At 70.1% G+C, this 15,429-nt stretch carries 16 protein-coding genes; 4 read left to right on the top strand and 12 right to left on the bottom strand.

Annotation, left to right across the window (positions count from 1 at the left end; translation table 11 throughout):
• Nucleotides 1-9: 9 nt before the first annotated feature.
• From DFQ59_RS19710 to DFQ59_RS02710, 6 genes are all read right to left on the bottom strand, one after another.
• Nucleotides 10-507, bottom strand: coding sequence for a Csu type fimbrial protein (locus DFQ59_RS19710; RefSeq protein ID WP_170142003.1), 498 nt, complete (start codon nucleotides 505-507; stop codon nucleotides 10-12).
• Nucleotides 488-2,809 carry a fimbria/pilus outer membrane usher protein gene (locus DFQ59_RS02690; RefSeq protein WP_114278111.1) on the bottom strand — a complete coding sequence of 774 codons (2,322 nt, stop codon included), beginning with the start codon at nucleotides 2,807-2,809 and terminating at the stop codon, nucleotides 488-490. Before DFQ59_RS02690 ends, DFQ59_RS19710 begins: the two co-directional genes overlap by 20 nt.
• Nucleotides 2,806-3,552: a fimbrial biogenesis chaperone gene (locus tag DFQ59_RS02695; protein ID WP_114278112.1), complete on the bottom strand. Its 747-nt coding sequence runs from the start codon at nucleotides 3,550-3,552 to the stop codon at nucleotides 2,806-2,808. Before DFQ59_RS02695 ends, DFQ59_RS02690 begins: the two co-directional genes overlap by 4 nt.
• Before the next feature lie 44 nt (nucleotides 3,553-3,596).
• Nucleotides 3,597-4,070 (bottom strand): spore coat protein U domain-containing protein, encoded by a 474-nt coding sequence (locus tag DFQ59_RS02700; RefSeq protein WP_114278113.1) that lies wholly within the window; start codon nucleotides 4,068-4,070, stop codon nucleotides 3,597-3,599.
• Nucleotides 4,071-4,330: 260 nt separating this feature from the next.
• Nucleotides 4,331-5,425: a cyclic di-GMP-binding domain-containing protein, MshE-related gene (locus DFQ59_RS02705; RefSeq protein WP_114278114.1), complete on the bottom strand. Its 1,095-nt coding sequence runs from the start codon at nucleotides 5,423-5,425 to the stop codon at nucleotides 4,331-4,333.
• Nucleotides 5,426-5,553: 128 nt separating this feature from the next.
• The gene (locus DFQ59_RS02710; protein ID WP_114278115.1) at nucleotides 5,554-6,519 is read right to left on the bottom strand and encodes a dihydroorotate dehydrogenase; all 966 of its coding nucleotides are present in this window, start codon (nucleotides 6,517-6,519) and stop codon (nucleotides 5,554-5,556) included.
• 105 nt (nucleotides 6,520-6,624) lie between these two features.
• Here DFQ59_RS02710 and DFQ59_RS02715 point away from each other — a divergent pair, with 105 nt between their 5' ends.
• Nucleotides 6,625-7,089, top strand: coding sequence for a tRNA (cytidine(34)-2'-O)-methyltransferase (locus tag DFQ59_RS02715; RefSeq protein ID WP_114278116.1), 465 nt, complete (start codon nucleotides 6,625-6,627; stop codon nucleotides 7,087-7,089).
• Between the two features lie 225 nt (nucleotides 7,090-7,314).
• Here the strand turns inward: DFQ59_RS02715 and gpsA are convergent, their stop codons facing one another.
• The 6 genes from gpsA to DFQ59_RS02745 form a co-directional block, all read right to left on the bottom strand.
• Complete coding sequence (gene gpsA / locus DFQ59_RS02720) at nucleotides 7,315-8,337, bottom strand: NAD(P)H-dependent glycerol-3-phosphate dehydrogenase (protein ID WP_114278117.1); 1,023 nt, start codon at nucleotides 8,335-8,337, stop codon at nucleotides 7,315-7,317.
• 35 nt (nucleotides 8,338-8,372) lie between these two features.
• Nucleotides 8,373-8,861, bottom strand: coding sequence for a protein-export chaperone SecB (gene secB / locus DFQ59_RS02725; RefSeq protein ID WP_114278478.1), 489 nt, complete (start codon nucleotides 8,859-8,861; stop codon nucleotides 8,373-8,375).
• A 224-nt stretch (nucleotides 8,862-9,085) separates the two neighbouring features.
• Complete coding sequence (gene grxC, locus DFQ59_RS02730) at nucleotides 9,086-9,346, bottom strand: glutaredoxin 3 (protein WP_114278118.1); 261 nt, start codon at nucleotides 9,344-9,346, stop codon at nucleotides 9,086-9,088.
• A 4-nt stretch (nucleotides 9,347-9,350) separates the two neighbouring features.
• Complete coding sequence (locus DFQ59_RS02735; protein ID WP_211314754.1) at nucleotides 9,351-9,800, bottom strand: rhodanese-like domain-containing protein; 450 nt, start codon at nucleotides 9,798-9,800, stop codon at nucleotides 9,351-9,353.
• A gap of 10 nt (nucleotides 9,801-9,810) precedes the next feature.
• Nucleotides 9,811-10,023 (bottom strand): YgaP family membrane protein, encoded by a 213-nt coding sequence (locus DFQ59_RS02740; protein WP_114278119.1) that lies wholly within the window; start codon nucleotides 10,021-10,023, stop codon nucleotides 9,811-9,813.
• Between the two features lie 110 nt (nucleotides 10,024-10,133).
• The gene (locus DFQ59_RS02745; RefSeq protein ID WP_114278120.1) at nucleotides 10,134-10,460 is read right to left on the bottom strand and encodes an ArsR/SmtB family transcription factor; all 327 of its coding nucleotides are present in this window, start codon (nucleotides 10,458-10,460) and stop codon (nucleotides 10,134-10,136) included.
• Nucleotides 10,461-11,031: 571 nt separating this feature from the next.
• Between DFQ59_RS02745 and gpmI the strand changes: the two genes are divergently transcribed.
• The 3 genes from gpmI to DFQ59_RS02760 all read left to right on the top strand — a co-directional run bounded on the left by gpmI (nucleotide 11,032) and on the right by DFQ59_RS02760 (nucleotide 15,426).
• The gene (gene gpmI, locus DFQ59_RS02750; protein WP_114278121.1) at nucleotides 11,032-12,579 is read left to right on the top strand and encodes a 2,3-bisphosphoglycerate-independent phosphoglycerate mutase; all 1,548 of its coding nucleotides are present in this window, start codon (nucleotides 11,032-11,034) and stop codon (nucleotides 12,577-12,579) included.
• A 7-nt stretch (nucleotides 12,580-12,586) separates the two neighbouring features.
• A complete protein-coding gene (locus DFQ59_RS02755) occupies nucleotides 12,587-13,792 on the top strand; it encodes a murein hydrolase activator EnvC family protein (RefSeq protein WP_114278122.1) in 1,206 nt (401 codons plus the stop codon).
• Between the two features lie 275 nt (nucleotides 13,793-14,067).
• Nucleotides 14,068-15,426, top strand: coding sequence for a S41 family peptidase (locus DFQ59_RS02760; RefSeq protein ID WP_114278123.1), 1,359 nt, complete (start codon nucleotides 14,068-14,070; stop codon nucleotides 15,424-15,426).
• Nucleotides 15,427-15,429 lie beyond the last annotated feature (3 nt).

Genomic DNA, 15,429 nt, shown 5'->3' on the forward strand with positions numbered 1-15,429 from the left:
GGTCCGGCGCTACCACTCCACCGTGATTGTCAGCCGGTCCTCGTAGTATCCCACCGCGGCGTTCTGGCCGGGGGGCAGGCGGGCATGGACGGTGAGCACCGCCGGCGTGTTGCGGGTCACCTTGCGCAGCCACACGGTCTCGCCGATGCCCGTGCCGTCGCCCCAGATCCGGGTGGTGGCCGGATCGACGAACAGGTTGTAGGCCAGGCGCTCCTCGCCACCCACCCGGCGCAGTTCCCGGGGCAGGAAGCCGCCCGATACCGCGCTGGGACCGATGCCGACGGTCACGTCCGGCGGCGGGGCGAGGTCGCAGTCGATGGTGATGCTGGCGCTGCTGGCGGCGCCCGCGGGATCGAAGGGGTCGTAGCTGCCGAAGGCGATGCCGCCGACGCTCACGCCGCAGGCGCCGGCCGGCGCCAGGCCCAGGAGCAGGATGACTCCCCCCGCCGCCGCGGCGACGCGGCGCCGGCGGGTGCGCGGCGGCCGCTCAGCGCTCGGGTGCGTCACAGCGAACCTCCCCCAGCTCCAGGACCACCTGTTCGGTGGCCGGTATTTCCAGCAGGAAGTCGCACCCGCCGGCGGGACCCTGGTAGCGGCCGCGGTGGCGCCCGGGGGCGATCCCCTCCAGGTAGAAGCCGCCGTCGCGCAGGGTGATGGCTTGCAGGGGCTCCGACGCCTCTCCGAGGGTGACGGTGCCGTGACCGGCCGGCGTGCCGTCGGACCTGAGCAGCCGTCCCGCCACTGCCCGTACCCGGCGCAGGGGGAAGTCCACCAGCACCCCGCCCCGGTGGGGCGGGGCCACGTGCCGTTCGCGGGTCGCGAAGGCGTAATCGAGCGGGATGTCCCGCCCGTCGATGGTCACGGCGTTGTCCAGGTAGCCGCTGAGATCGGGCAGCGGCAGGAGGCCCCGGCTGTCGGTCCGTCCCACCGCCTGGTGGTTGAGGGAGACGCGGACGTTTTCCAGCGTGCCCACCCGCACCAGGGCGAAGGCGTCGTGGATGGGGCGCGTCAGCACGGCGTGGCCGTCCGCCCACGCCAGCGCCCCGGCCCCCCGCAGCCGCCAGCTGTCGCCACCACCCGCGCCGCCTGTGCGCAGCTCCCCGCTCAGGATTCCGCGCCGTCCGTGCCAGCGGGCGTAGGGGGAGAGGGCCACCTCCCCGGCGTCGTGATCCATGGCGAGGCGATAGCCGAACCCTTCGCCGGCCGGTGTGGGGCGGGTGACCTGCAGGCTCTGGCGCCCGCCGTCGCCGTCCTGCTGGTGCTGGAGGCTGACGTTCCGCCGGCCGCCGGCGTGGAGGCTCAGGCCCAGGAACAGGCGCGTGTCGCTGCCCGAATCCGGGTCGCGGCCGCGGCTCAGGGTGGTGAACAGGCTCAGGCGTCCCCCCAGCGTGCGGCTGTAGGTGAGGCTGTCGGTGCGGCCTTCCCCCCCGTCATGGTCGCGCTGCTCGGCATGGCTCAGGCCCAGGTTGCCGAGGCCGGGAAGGTGGGTGCCGATGCTCGCCTCCAGGCGCCGGCTGGGGCGATCGGACGCGCTGCCGTGGGTGCTGTTGGCGTAGGACGCCGCGTAGGTTTCCAGGCGCAGCCCGGCATTGAAGCGGCGGGCCTGGTAACTGTAGCCGAGCAGGCCGGCACCGCCGGCGGCGGCGCCCGGGATGCCGCCGGCGGCGCCGGCCAGGGTGGCGATGCCGAGGCCGCCGGGCAGCCGCAGGGTGAGCTCGGGCCCGGCGTTCCAGAACCCCTCCCCGGCCTCGCCCCGCAGGCCGGCGGTGAGATCGTCGCTGACGCCGTAGCGGTGGTAGAGGGCCGCGGCCGGAGCGCCATAGTCCGCGCTGCGGCTGCCGAACGCCTCGCGCTGCAGGCCGGCGGCGTAGCCGTACTCATGCAGGCCCGCGGCGAGGAGGGAATCGGTGAAGTAGTAGGCGCGGGTCAGGAACTGTTCGCGGCCGAAGGCGTCGCGCACCAGGACCTGGACGTTGCGGCTGCCGCCGTAGTAGTCCAGCCCCTCGAGCTCGAACGGCCCCGCCCCCAGCTCCTCGCTCCTCACCCGCACCCCGTCCAGGTAGATCTCCACCTCCGCGGGCGAGGGGAGCACGCCGCTGAGGCGGGCGGTGGGATTGCGCACGAAATAGGGATCGATGGCATAGACCTTGGTGAGGCTGACACCGCCGAGATTGAGCGTGCCGCCCAGGCTCCCGGAGTCGGCGTAGTGGTCGCCGAGCACCAGCCGCTGCAGTTGCTGCGGGCGATCCCGGACCAGTCGCGTCATCAGGCGCAGGGGACGGCCGCCGGCCCGGCGCTGATCGCTCAGCAGGAGCCAGCCGCCGCGGCGCACGCCGAGCTCCAGGTCCAGGTCCCGGCTCGATCCGCCGTCCCCCCCCTGGAGGCCGGCGCCGTAGTTGAGAAAGGCGCTGTCGCCGCTGAGGGGCTCCAGGTCGGCGCGCCTGGGCGTGCGGAAATCGAGGCGCCGGACCGGCAGCCGCTCCGGGGGGAGCACGATGTCCAGGGTCAGGGTGGCGGTGTCGAAGGCGACCCGGGACTCCGGCAGCGCGGAAAGATCGATCCATGCGTCTGGCTCCGGGCTATGGCCGCTCCCGGGCGGGAGGGGGCCCAGGCCCAGTTGCAGGAAACTCGCCGCGGGCACCAGGAATGTCCCCTGCGGGGTGCGCAGGGCCGGGAGTTCGCCGCGGCCCTCGCCGTTCACCCTGACCGCCACCAGCATCATCTCGCCGGGGGGATCCGCCGCCCGGGCCGGGGCCGCGAGGCAGAGCAGCAGGCACAGGGCCCAGGGCAGGGGGGCGCTGCGGCTCATGGCCCGCAGAGCGACCGGTCAACCGGTATCCGATCCTCCAGGGTGAGCGCGTCGCTGCGGACCGTGACCCGAACCTGGTCCAGCTCCGCGCACTGCCCGGAGGAGAGCGCCAGGCGGTAGTCGCGGCCGCGCCCGGGCAGGAGGTACCAGCCGGGCAGGCGCTGCTCCAGTCCGGCGCCCTCGAACACGACCTCCTCGAGCCGCAGGTGGACGTTGCCCGTGTTGCGCACGTGGACGAGCAGGTCGCCGGATGGCGTCTGCCCCGTCTCCAGGGTGGCGGCCGGAGCGGGTGCGGCCGGCGCCACGAAGACCGGCACGCCGAAACGGATGGCCAGGCTTACCCGGGCGCCCCCGTTCCGCGCCGGCGGCGTCACCTCCTCCAGGTAGAGGCGGTAGCTCCGCTCCACCGCCCCGGGCGGCTGGCGCAGGCCCACCCGCACCACCTGCCGCGCCGCCGGGGCGAGCGAAACCACCCGGGGGAAATAGATCAGCGCATCGCTCGGCTCATAGCGGTCACCGCCCGCCTCGTCCTGGCTCCAGGCCTTGAGGGTCAGGGCCAGGTCGAGGGTCGCGCGGCCGTTGTTGGTGACCGTGACCGCCGCCGAGCGGGTGGCGGGGTCCAGGTCGAGGCGGATGGGGGCGACGGCGAAGTCGCCCGCCGGCGTCGGCGCGGTACACGCCAGCAGCCACAGCCCGGCGAGCAGCCGGGCCGTGGCCGGAGATGGGTGGCGACGGGTGGGCATGGAACAGCGCGGCGATCGGCCCCGGGAGGCCGGTCGCCCCGTCCTCAGGGATTGATCTCCAGGGTGACGGTATCGGAGTAGGCGCCGGCGGTGGCCTGCTCGTAGTCGGTCTGGGCCACGCCGCCCTCGTAGGTGAGGGTCAGGGTGGACAGGGGGCCGTTGCCGGTGCCGCTGGCGCCGCCGGTGAAGGCGAAGGTGTAGGGCAGGTACTCGGTGATGCCGGCGTCGTCATGCTCCATGCGCTTGGTGCCGGTGTCGTCGTAGAGTCCGCCACGGTCGGTGATGGTATAGCTCACCCCCTTGGTGCACCAGAAGTCGACGGCGCCGGTCTGGGTCACGTCGCCGCCCATGGCCGGATCCAGGTCGCCGAAGGCGAGGGTGCCGGTGGAGGTGAACTTGCAGGTGCCCACCACGTTGGCCGAGACGCTGACGGTGGTCTGGTCGCTGGCCGCGTGGGCGGCGGGGGAGAGGAGCAGGGTGGCCAGGGTGAGGCCGGAGAGGAGTCGTGCCTTGCGCATGGTTGCGGTGCGTCCTGTGACAGAGGGTTCGGATCCGGAAACGTCCTGCGATACGGCATTTCATCACAATCCATGTGGGCATTTGTCAATATTCGCGTCATTTGTAAACGCGGCGGACACATAAAGATGTGAACCCCGTCACGGTCTCGATTTGTTGAGTGATGCGATGCGGCACTACGCCGGCGCAGCCAGGCGGGGATGGCTGTCACTGCGGTGGCGGGTATGCCGGCGGCGCCGGCGCCCGCCACCCTGGCACCCGGTCAGAGGGGGAGGATGCTGAGGGTGACGGGCCAGGGATACTCGCCCGGGGGAGTTCCCGGCGCCAGCGCGAAGCGGTAGCCGGGTCGGATCTCGATTGCTGCACGGGGATCGGCGGGGGGGCGCAGGAGCGTGCCGCCGGCGACGGCGAGGGCGACATCCGGGCCCAGGCCGCGGATCACCACGCCGGTGAGGATTTCGCTCCGCCCTTCCACGACCAGGGCATAGCCGCGGGGCGAGTTGCTGCGGATGGAGAGCCGGGAGATGCCGTCCACCTCCACGTAGCCGCGCGCCGCGTCGACGGCTGTCACGTGCAGGCTCGAGGGCTGGGCGAGTACCTCCAGGCGTGCGTAGGGCAGTACCCGCGCCGACACGCTGACGCCGCCCTCCGCCCCGCCGGCCGCGGCTGCGGTGCCGGGCAGTCCCGGGCCGAGGGCGAGCAGCGCCGCCACCGCGGCGGCCATCAGGCCCCGCTGCAGGCGCAGGCCCTCGGCAATGGTCCGCGGCGTGGCGTAGCCGGCGTCGATGAGCACCTCGCCCAGGGCGCGGCCGGTTCCGACCTGGCGGGCGAGGGCGGCATCGAGCTGTCCGGTGGTGATGGCGCCGAGCAGCACGAGGATGCGGCCCAGGCGCAGGGGTCCGGGGCCCGGCGGCGTGCGCCCGAGCTGCCGCTGCAGGGACAGCAGCCGCTCCAGGGCCGGCTCCGCGATCCAGCCCCGCCGCACCGCGATGCGGCCCAGGCGCGCACCGGTCCGCTCCTGTTCGGCGAGGGCATCCTCCAGCTGCGCGGGCGTGATGCACCCGCCCGCCAGCAGCAGGACACCCAGCGGTTCGCGGGGGCCGGCGGCGGTGGCCAGGATCCGCTCGGGGGAGGAGAGCGCCGATTGCAGCTCCAGGGCCAGCTCGAGGGTCGCCGGGTCGAGGAAGCCCATCTCGCAGAGCAGCGCGCCGAGGCGGACCGCACCGGCTTGCTGCCGCGCCAGGGCCGAATGCAGCTGGTCCGTCGTGACGAGGCCGGCATCGAGCAGGATCCGTCCGATGCGGGGGGCGGCCGTGCGTGCCGGTCCGCCGCCGGGGCGCGGTGCCTGCCTGGTCATGGATCCCTCCCTATGCGGATCGCCCCGGCCCGTCGGAGCGACTGCTGATACTTTAGACCATCGGCAGGGGCCGGGGATGGGCAACCGGTTGCTGTCCGCTCACGCCGGGGGGTGTGAATGCGCCGGGCTCAGCTGGTGCACAGGCTGGCGGGCCGCTCGGTGACCAGCGTGCCCACGAGCTGCTCCACCGTGCCCATGCCGTGGCGCTGGAGGTAGGCGGCGATGCCGGTGTTGATCTTGGCGCACACCAGGGGATCGTAGAACAGGGCGGTGCCCACCCCGATCGCCGAGGCGCCGGCGATGATGAACTCCAGGGCGTCCTCGGCGGTGGCGATGCCGCCCTGGCCGATGATGGGGATGCCATGGTCGCGGCAGACCTGGTGGACCTGGTGCACCTTCAGCAGCGCGATGGGCTTGATGGCGGGTCCGGAGAGCCCGCCCTGGCGGTTGCCGAGGATGGGGGTGCGGTTCTCGATGTCGATGGCCATGCCCATGAGGGTATTGATCACGGCGAAGGCGTCGGTGCCGGCCTCGATGCAGCGGCGGGCGTTGTGGGCGATGTCGGTCTGGTTGGGGGAGAGCTTGGTGATGAGCGGCTTGGCCGTGGCCCGGCGGCACACCTCGACCACCCGCGCGGACATTTCCGGGTCGTTGCCGAAGGCCACGCCGCCCGCCTTCACGTTGGGGCAGGAGATGTTGATCTCGATGGCGTCGATGGGCGAGTCGTCGAAGATGCGCGCCACCTCCTCGTACTCCTCCACCGTGGAGCCGGAGATGTTGGCGATGAAGCGGGTCTCCGAGAAGTCGAGCGTGGGCAGGATCTTCTCCACCACGTGGCGGGCGCCGGGGTTCTGCAGGCCGATGGCGTTGAGCATCCCCGCGGGGGTCTCGTAGACCCGGTGGGGAGCGTTGCCGAGCCGCGGCTCAAGCGTGGTGCCCTTCAGGCACACCGCCCCCACCTCCGCGTTGGAAAAGCCCTCGACCCGCGTGTATTCTTCGCCGAAGCCGACGCACCCCGACAGCAGGGTGATGGGTGAGGAGAATTCGAGGCCGCAGAAATCGAGGGCCAGCAGGGAGCGTTGTTCGGCTGTCATGAGTCTTGGTCCGGTGCGCGGGTGCCAGTGCGACGCAGTCCACTGCGGATGCCTGAGATGCAGCGTTGAACTGCGCAGTACACGATACAGCGAACCCGGAGACCGATGTTGCACGTGGTGCTCTACGAGCCGGAGATTCCCCCCAACACCGGCAACGTCATCCGCCTGTGCGCCAACGTGGGCGCGCGGCTGCATCTGATCCATCCCCTCGGCTTCGATCTGGAGCATGCCAAGCTCCGGCGCGCGGGTCTGGATTACCGGGAGTTCGCCGAGGTGCAGCAGTATGACAATTTCCAGGCCTTTTCGGAAGCGCAGCGGCCCCGGCGGATCTTCGCCGTGAGCACCCGCGGCCGCACCGCCTACACCGGGCCGGAGTATCGCGACGGCGACGCCTTCCTGTTCGGCCCCGAAACCCGCGGACTGCCCGCCGCGCTGCTCGACGGCTTCCCTCCCGAGCGGCTGCTGCGCATCCCCATGCAGCCCCGCAACCGCAGCCTCAACCTCTCCAACGCCGTGGCCGTCGTCCTCTACGAGGCCTGGCGCCAGCTCGGCTTCCCCGGCGGGGCCTGATGCCCCGTTCCTCCATCGACCGGCTAGAAACGCGGTTTATCCGCAGATTACGCGGATTTCGCAGATTGAAAAAATCTGAACGTCATTGGGCAATTCAGTCTGGAGTGCGAGGTGGGCTGATGGATCGCCCAGGGCCGTTGTCCGGCAATGTCGCGTGGCTTGATCAAGCCCCCATCGGCGTAATCTGCGTAATCTGCGGATAAAAGGAGGATCGGGACGGGAGGGTCAGGCGAGGCCCCAGGTCTCGGATTTCTGTTCGCGGGCGAGCAGGGTGGTGACGGCCGCGCGCGGGGTTTCGCCCTCGTAGAGGACCCGGTGGACCTCCCCGGTGATGGGCATCTCCACCCCGGCGCGCTGTGCCAGGCGGTGCACCTCGGCCGCGGTCCCGCGGCCCTCCACCACCTGGCCGATGGCGGCCTCGGCGGCCTCCGGATCCGTGCCCCGGCCCAGGGCGAGTCCGAAGCGGCGGTTGCGGGACTGGTCGTCGGTGCAGGTGAGCACCAGGTCGCCGAGCCCGGCCAGGCCCATGAAGGTCTCCGCCTGGCCACCCAGGTGCGCGCCCAGGCGCGCCATCTCGGCCAGTCCGCGGGTGATGAGCGCGGCGCGGGCGTTGGCGCCGAAGCCGAGACCGTCGGAGATGCCGGCGGCGATGGCCAGCACGTTCTTCACCGCGCCGCCGAGCTGCACACCCACCATGTCGGCGCTGGTGTAGGCGCGGAAGGTGTCATTGTGCAGCCAGCCGGCCAGGTCGTGGGCCAGCTCCGGATCGTGGGAGGCGACGGTGACCGCGGTGGGAAGGCCGGCGGCCACCTCGCGGGCGAAGGAGGGGCCGGAGACCACGGCGGCCGGACGCTGCGAACCGAGCACCTCGGCGCAGACCTCGTGCAGGAGCTGGCCGGAGGCGGCGTCCAGGCCCTTGGTGCCCCAGGCGATGCGGCAGCCCGGCGCGAGCCAGGGACGGATCTGGTGCAGGACGCCGCGGAAGACGGCGCTTGGCACCACCAGCAGCGCCAGGCCGGCACCGTCGAGCGCCGCGTCGAGCCGGTGCTCCACCTGCAGTGTCTCGGCGAAGGGGATGCCGGGGAGGAAGGCGTCGTTGCAGCGCCTGGCGGCGAGTTCGGCCATGTGCGCCGGCTCGTGCCCCCACAGGGTGACCGGCAGCCCGTTGCGGGCCAGCAGCATGGCCAGGGCCGTTCCCCAGGAACCGGCGCCGAGCACGGTGACGGGTGGTGTTGCGGCTCTGCTCACGGGCGTCTCCTCATCCGCGGGCGATGGCGGCCGCCTCAGTGGGCGGTGCCGCCTTCGGCCGGCTGCTCGCCTTCCTGCGCACGGCGGAGGTGCTCGGCGTAGAGGGCATCGAAATTCACCGGATTGAGGTACAGGGGCGGGAAGCCGCCGCGGCTGACCAGGTCGGTGATGGCCTCGCGGGCGTAGGGGAAGAGGATGTTGGGACAGAAGCTCCCGAGCATGTGGCCGAGCTGGGCCGGTTCGAAGCCCTTGAGCGTGAAAATCCCCGCCTGCTTGACCTCCGCCAGGAAGGCGGTCTTGTCGTTGTTGGTGACCGTTACGGTGAGGGACAGGGTCACTTCGTTGACTCCCTCGGCGAGCTGGCGGGTCTCGGTGTGCAGCTCCACGTTCATCTGCGGCTGCCAGCGTTCCTGGAACACCTCCGGTACCTTGGGGGACTCGAAGGAGAGATCCTTCACGTAGAGGCGCTGGATGGCGAACTGCTCATGTCCGGCGGCGTCGGGCTGCGCGTTGTTCTCTGCCATGATGATCTGGTCCTTGTAGGATGAAGTGAATGTCGGGCCGGTCCTGGTGCGCCGGTCGGCCCGGCGGGCCACTGCGCGTCCGTCCCGGCGTGGCGTCGGGAGACCGCCGCCATTGTAACCGGCAGCCGGGTTCCGTTGCGCCCGGTTCCGGCCCTGGCGGGACGGGAGGCCGCGCCGGAGTGCACCGTCGGCCGGGCTGCGGCGGGGGCCGGCCCCCGCGGGTCTCAGGAGAGGCCCAGCAGCGGGTCGAGCCGGCCCTCCACGTCGAGCTCCGCCAGGTCGTCGAAGCCGCCCACGTGGAGATCGTCGATGAATATCTGGGGCACCGAGGTGCGGCCCTCGGCGCGCGCCTCCATCTCCGGGCGCCGTTCCGGCTCCGCGTCCACCCGGATATCGGTGTACCGGACACCCTTGGCATCCAGCAGGCGCCGGGCCCGCACGCAGTAGGGGCACCAGGCGGTGGTGTACATCACGACGTTGGCCATGCCGTTACTTTCCCTTCTTGGTCTTGCGGGTCAGCGGCAGGTTGGCATTCTGCCAGGCGAGGATACCGCCTTCCAGGTTGTGGACTTTCTCGAACCCCTGCTTGCGCAGCTGCCCGCAGGCGCGCGCCGAGCGGTGGCCGCTGCGGCAGCCGACGATGAGGGTGCGGTCACGGTAGCGCTCGAGCTCGCCGATGCGATCCCGCAGCCGGGACAGCGGTATGTGCACCGAGTCGATGATGTGGCCGTCCCGGTACTCGGTGTCCTCGCGCACGTCGAGCACCAGCGCGTCCTCGTGGCTGATCAGGGTGGTGGCCTGCAGCGGCCCCACCCGGCTGACGCCGTTGATCCGTCCCCAGACCTCCAGCCAGAGGATGGCCCCGAGGGTCACGAACAGGGCGAGAAAGAGCTGCCAGTTGCCGGCCGCGAAACTTGCGAACTTGTCCATATCGGGCATGGTCCCCTTCTCAGTCGCAGGGGCCCTTGACGCCCATCTTCTTCAGCAGCTTCTCCGGCGGACAGAAGCCGGTGAATCCGCTCTGGAGCAGGTTGAGGGCGGCGAAGGCGGTGAGCCACAGCCAGTAGCCGCTGTGATGGATGGGGCTCGCCGGGGCGCCGAGGGCCAGGGAGATGAGCACCACGGAACCGGCCATGATGCGGATGATGCGCTCGGTGGTCATTCGTATGAATCTCTGCGGAAGTCGTGTTCGGTTGTGTGTGAAAAGCACGTCACGGCCATGGGGCGCGGGTGCCCCGGGGCCGGATCAGCGTACGCCGCCCGTGGCGTGGGTCAATGGGCCAGCGTACAGAAAACGTCGCGCATCATGCTGATGAGGCGCAGCGTCCTGGCATCTCCCACGCGGTAGTAGACGCGGTTGGCGTCCTTGCGGGAGGCTAGTATGCCCTTGTCGCGCAGGATGGCAAGGTGCTGGGAGATATTGCTCTGGGAGGTGCCGACCTGCTCCACGATCTCCTGCACGCTGATCTCCCGATCGCCGAGGGTGCAGAGGATCTTGAGGCGCAGGGGGTGGGCCATGGCCTTGAGGGAGCGGGAGGCCCGTTCGATGTCCTCATCCTGGGTGATGAGGGTTAGATCTCCGGTTTCTGGCAGCATCATGATTTCATTCCGTATCGCTATCGTTGTGGTTCCGACCCTCCCCTGGAGATCGAGGGCGCGGCAGAGGCTCTGAGGGCTCTATCATCAAAACCTTATACAATTAAATACCATTTGAGAACCCTGGGCGGTCCCTTTGTACGCAATCAGACACACTTTTCCACGTTTCGGAGGCCGGTACCCGTCGATCGATGGTGCCCGGGCAGAGTCCCGGCAGCGGATGCTGCGGTGCACTATAATTCCCCAGGAAGTTCACCGTGTTGAGCCATCAAGCCGGGATGGGTGATGAATCGCGCTCCGTGACGCGGCACTCGCCAGCCGTGGCCGGCAGTGGCCCGGTACCCGGTCAATCATGGAAAAAGGGTGCTGACGGGTACGACTGCGCCCCGGATCGGGCAAATATCCATGTTTCCAGGAAAAAGCCCGGTTTTCATGTGGTCATGTACGGCTCCCTGCGGGCCTTTTTACCGTGGCGTCGGGAGCCCCGCTCCGGTAGGATCGCGCCTCCGACTTATTTAATAGGCTCCCCGGTGGATCTGCCCCGCAGTTCACCGGCGTTTCCGGTTGAACCGCGATGTCACTGACACACAGGCCCATTGTCCTCATCGTGCTCGATGGCTGGGGGTACAGCGATGAGGTGGAGTACAACGCCATTCGCCAGGCCCGCACGCCGGTCTGGGATCATCTCTGGGCGACCCGCCCGCACACGCTCATCAGGGGATCGGGGGCCGAGGTCGGCCTGCCCGCCGGGCAGATGGGCAACTCCGAGGTGGGGCACCTGAACCTGGGCGCGGGCCGGGTGGTCTACCAGGAGTTCACCCGCATCAACAACGCCATCCGCTCCGGCTCCTTCTTCGATAATCACACCCTGCAGGAGGCCATCGACGGCGCGGTGGCGGGCGGCGGGGCCGTGCACCTCATGGGCCTGCTCTCCCCCGGTGGCGTGCACAGTCACCAGGAGCACATTCACGCCATGGCGGATCTGGCGATCCGGCGTGGCGCGGAGAAGATCCACATCCATGCGTTCCTGGACGGGCGGGATACCCCGCCGCAGAGCGCCGCGGCGTCCATCGCGGCCACCGAGGCGAGGCTCGCGGAGCTCGGTCACGGCTCCATCGCCAGCCTGGTGGGCCGTTTCTTCGCCATGGATCGGGACAAGCGCTGGGACCGCATCCAGCTGGCCTACGACATGCTGACCCAGGGCGAGGCTCCCTTCACGGCACCCGATGCCGGTACCGCCCTGGAGCAGGCCTATGCCCGCGGCGAGACCGACGAGTTCGTCCAGCCCACCCTCGTGGTCCCGCCGGGGACCGAGCCGGTCTGGATCCGGGACGGCGACGCGGTCATTTTCATGAACTACCGCGCCGACCGCGCCCGCCAGCTCACCCGGGCATTCATCGAGGAGGGCTTCGACAGCTTCGAACGGGCCGTGGTGCCGCGGCTCTCCTCGTTCGTCTCCCTGACCGAGTACAACGAGGACTTCGACATCCCCGTGGCCTACCCGCCCGAGCGGCTCAAGAACGTCATCGGCGAGTATGTCTCCCGCCTCGGCCTGCACCAGCTGCGCATCGCGGAGACCGAGAAGTACGCCCACGTCACCTTTTTCTTCAACGGGGGGCTCGAGCCGCCGTTTCCCGGCGAGGATCGTATCCTGGTGCCCTCGCCGAAGGTGAAGACCTACGATCTGCAACCGGAGATGAGCGCCAGGGAACTGACAGACAAGCTGGTCGAGGCCATCGGCAGCGGCCGCTATGACCTCGTCATCTGCAACTACGCCAACCCGGACATGGTGGGGCACACCGGCAAGCTGGACGCCGCCATGCGCGCCGTGGAAACCATCGATGACTGCCTCGGGCGGGTGGTGGAGGCGCTGGATGCGGCGGGCGGGGAGGTCATCGTCACCGCCGATCACGGCAACGTGGAGTGCATGCGGGACGAGGCGAACGATCAGCCGCACACGGCCCATACCAGCGATCCGGTGCCGTTCCTCTATGTGGGCCAGCGCTCCGCCGGAGTCGCCGAGGGCGGGATACTCGCCGACGTGGCGCCGACGCTGCTCTACCTGATGGGGCTGGAGAAGCCCAGCGAGATGAGCGGCCGCTCGTTGCTGGAGTTCGACTGAGGCGCCCATGATCCCGGCCAGGAAGCGGCACGGGGCCGGGGCGGGCCGCCGCAGGCGCCCGGCGCTGCCCTGCATCGGGTTGTTGCTGGCCGGTGTGATCACGGCGGCCCCGCTGCCCGCCGCGGCCCAGGGCGGCGAGGCGGAGAAGTCCGCCCAGCTGGCGCAGGTGCGGGAGCGGATCCAGGCGCTGAAGCGGGAGCTCGAGGCGGATCGCGATCGGCAGAGCGGCCTGCGCGCCGAGCTGGAGGCGAGTGAACGGGCCATGGCCCGGGTCACCCGCCGCCTGGCAACGCTGGCAGCGGAGCAGAACGGTGCCCGTGAGCGGCTGGCCGCGCTAACCCGTTCGCGCGATGAGCGGCGCGCCGAGCTGGCGCAGGAGCGGGAGGCCCTCGCCGGACTGCTGCGTTCCGGCCACCGGGCCGGACGGGCGGAGTACCTGAAGCTGCTGCTCAACCAGGAGGATCCCCAGCGTCTGGGCCGGATGCTGGTCTACTACGACTACCTGGGGCGGGCCCGGACGGAGCGGCTGGAGAGGCTGCGCCTGGCGCTGGAGGAGCTGGCCGCGGCCGAGTCCGAGGTGCGCGGGGCCGCCGAACGTCTCGACGCGGTGCGCGCGGAGGTGCAGCGGGAGCACGCCGCCCTGACCGGGCAACAGCGGGAGCGGGCCCGGGTGCTGACGGCCCTGGGGCGCGAGATCGGGGCCAAGGACCGGCAGCTGAAGACGCTGGTGGAGGACGAGGAGCGGCTGCAGCGGGTGTTGGCCACCCTGCGCCGGGCACTGGCCGATCTGCCCCGGGACTTCGACGCCGAGAAGCCGTTCCCGACCCAGCGCGGGCACCTCCCCTGGCCCGCCGCGGGAAGCGTCAAGGCGGTTTTCGGCGCCAGCCGGGGCGTGGGGGAGCTGAAGTGGAACGGCATCCTCATCGCGGCGCCCGAAGGGCAGGCGGTGCACGCGGTGCATCGCGGGCGGGTGGCCTTCGCCGACTGGCTGCGCGGATTCGGTCTGCTCATGATCGTGGACCACGGCGATGGCTACATGAGCCTCTATGGCCACAACCAGCACCTGCTCAAGGAGGTGGGGGAGTGGGTCGAGGCGGGCGAAGCGGTGGCCAGCGTCGGCGCCAGCGGCGGGCGGGCGGCGTCCGGGCTCTACTTCGAGATCCGTCACGATGGCCGCCCCGTCGATCCCATCCGGTGGCTGGCGCGACGCTGAGGTCCGGCTGCGGAACCGCTGGCCGGTAGGAACGGTCCAATCGTGGTAACTGCATGCCTGCAGGGGGTTTGACACTCCCCAAAGGCCTGTGGCAGCTTGCATCAGACGACGCGGCGCCCCGCCGAAGGGGCCCGCGTGCATGTGGCGCTGCAGAAGCAGCGGCGCACGAGTGCTCCACCCGTGATGAACGGAAGTGGGCACTGGAGTCATGGCACTTCCGGCAGCCTCCCGCTGAAAGCACCGTTATTCACGGAGCAGTACACTAGGAGCATTTGATGAAGTCGACCTCCCGCACCCTGGCGGTTCTCGTTCTGGGTCTGCTGCTGGGCGTGACCCTGGCCCCCAACCACTATGTCTTTGCCGAGCATGAAGAAGCGCGGAGCCTGCCGCTGCCGCTCGACGAGCTGCGCACCTTCACCGAGGTGTTCGCCAAGATCAAGAGCGACTACGTGGAGACGGTGGATGACAAGCAGCTCCTCGACTACGCCATCCAGGGCATGCTCTCGGGCCTCGATCCCCACTCCTCCTACCTCTCGCCCAAGGATTACGAAGACCTGCAGGTAGGCACCACCGGCGAATTCGGCGGTCTCGGCATCGAGGTGGGGATGGAGAACGGCTTCGTCAAGGTCATCGCTCCCATCGACGACACCCCGGCCAGCCGCGCCGGCATCGAGGCCGGCGACCTGATCATCCGCCTCGATGACAAGCCGGTGAAAGGGCTCACGCTGGACGAGTGCGTGGCCATCATGCGCGGCAAGCCGGGCACCGAAATCGTCCTCACCATCGTGCGCGAGGGAACGGAGAAACCGTTCCAGATCACCCTCAAGCGGGACATCATCCGGGTCAAGAGCGTCAAGAGCCGGATGCTGGAGGAGGGTTACGGCTACCTGCGCATCAGCCAGTTCCAGGCCCATACCGGCGACAACCTGATCGAGGCCATCGACGGGCTCAAGCGGGAGGCCGGCGATCAGCTCAAGGGCGTGGTGCTGGACCTGCGCAACAACCCCGGCGGCGTGCTCAATGCCGCGGTCGCCGTCTCCGATGCCTTCCTCGAGCAGGGCACCATCGTCTACACCGAGGGCCGGGCCAGCGACTCCGAGCTGCGCTTCAATGCCCGTCCCCAGGATGTGCTCAAGGGCGCGCCCATGGTGGTGCTGGTGAACGGCGGCTCCGCCTCGGCCTCGGAGATCGTCGCCGGCGCCCTGCAGGACCAGAAGCGGGCCGTGATCATGGGCACCAAGACCTTCGGCAAGGGTTCGGTGCAGACCATCCTGCCCCTGACCAACAACTCGGCGCTCAAGCTCACCACCGCCCGCTACTACACCCCCAGCGGCCGTTCCATCCAGGCCGAGGGCATCACCCCGGACATCACCGTGGAGAACGTGAAGGTGGGCGACGTGGTCGATGACGGGGTGGCGCGGCTGAAGGAAGCGGACCTCACCCGCCACCTGGCCAACGGCGATGCGAAGCCGAAGGACGGGGAGGGTGCCGGGAAAAAGGGCGCCGGGCCGGCAGGTGAGCAGGCCCCGGCCACCGGCGAGGAGCAGCTCTCCCTGGCGCGGACCGACTACCAGCTCTACGAGGCGCTGAACCTGCTGAAGGGGCTGAACATCCTCGAGCAGCGCCGCCGCTGAGGC

Source organism: Thioalbus denitrificans, assembly GCF_003337735.1.
Lineage (GTDB): Bacteria > Pseudomonadota > Gammaproteobacteria > DSM-26407 > DSM-26407 > Thioalbus > Thioalbus denitrificans.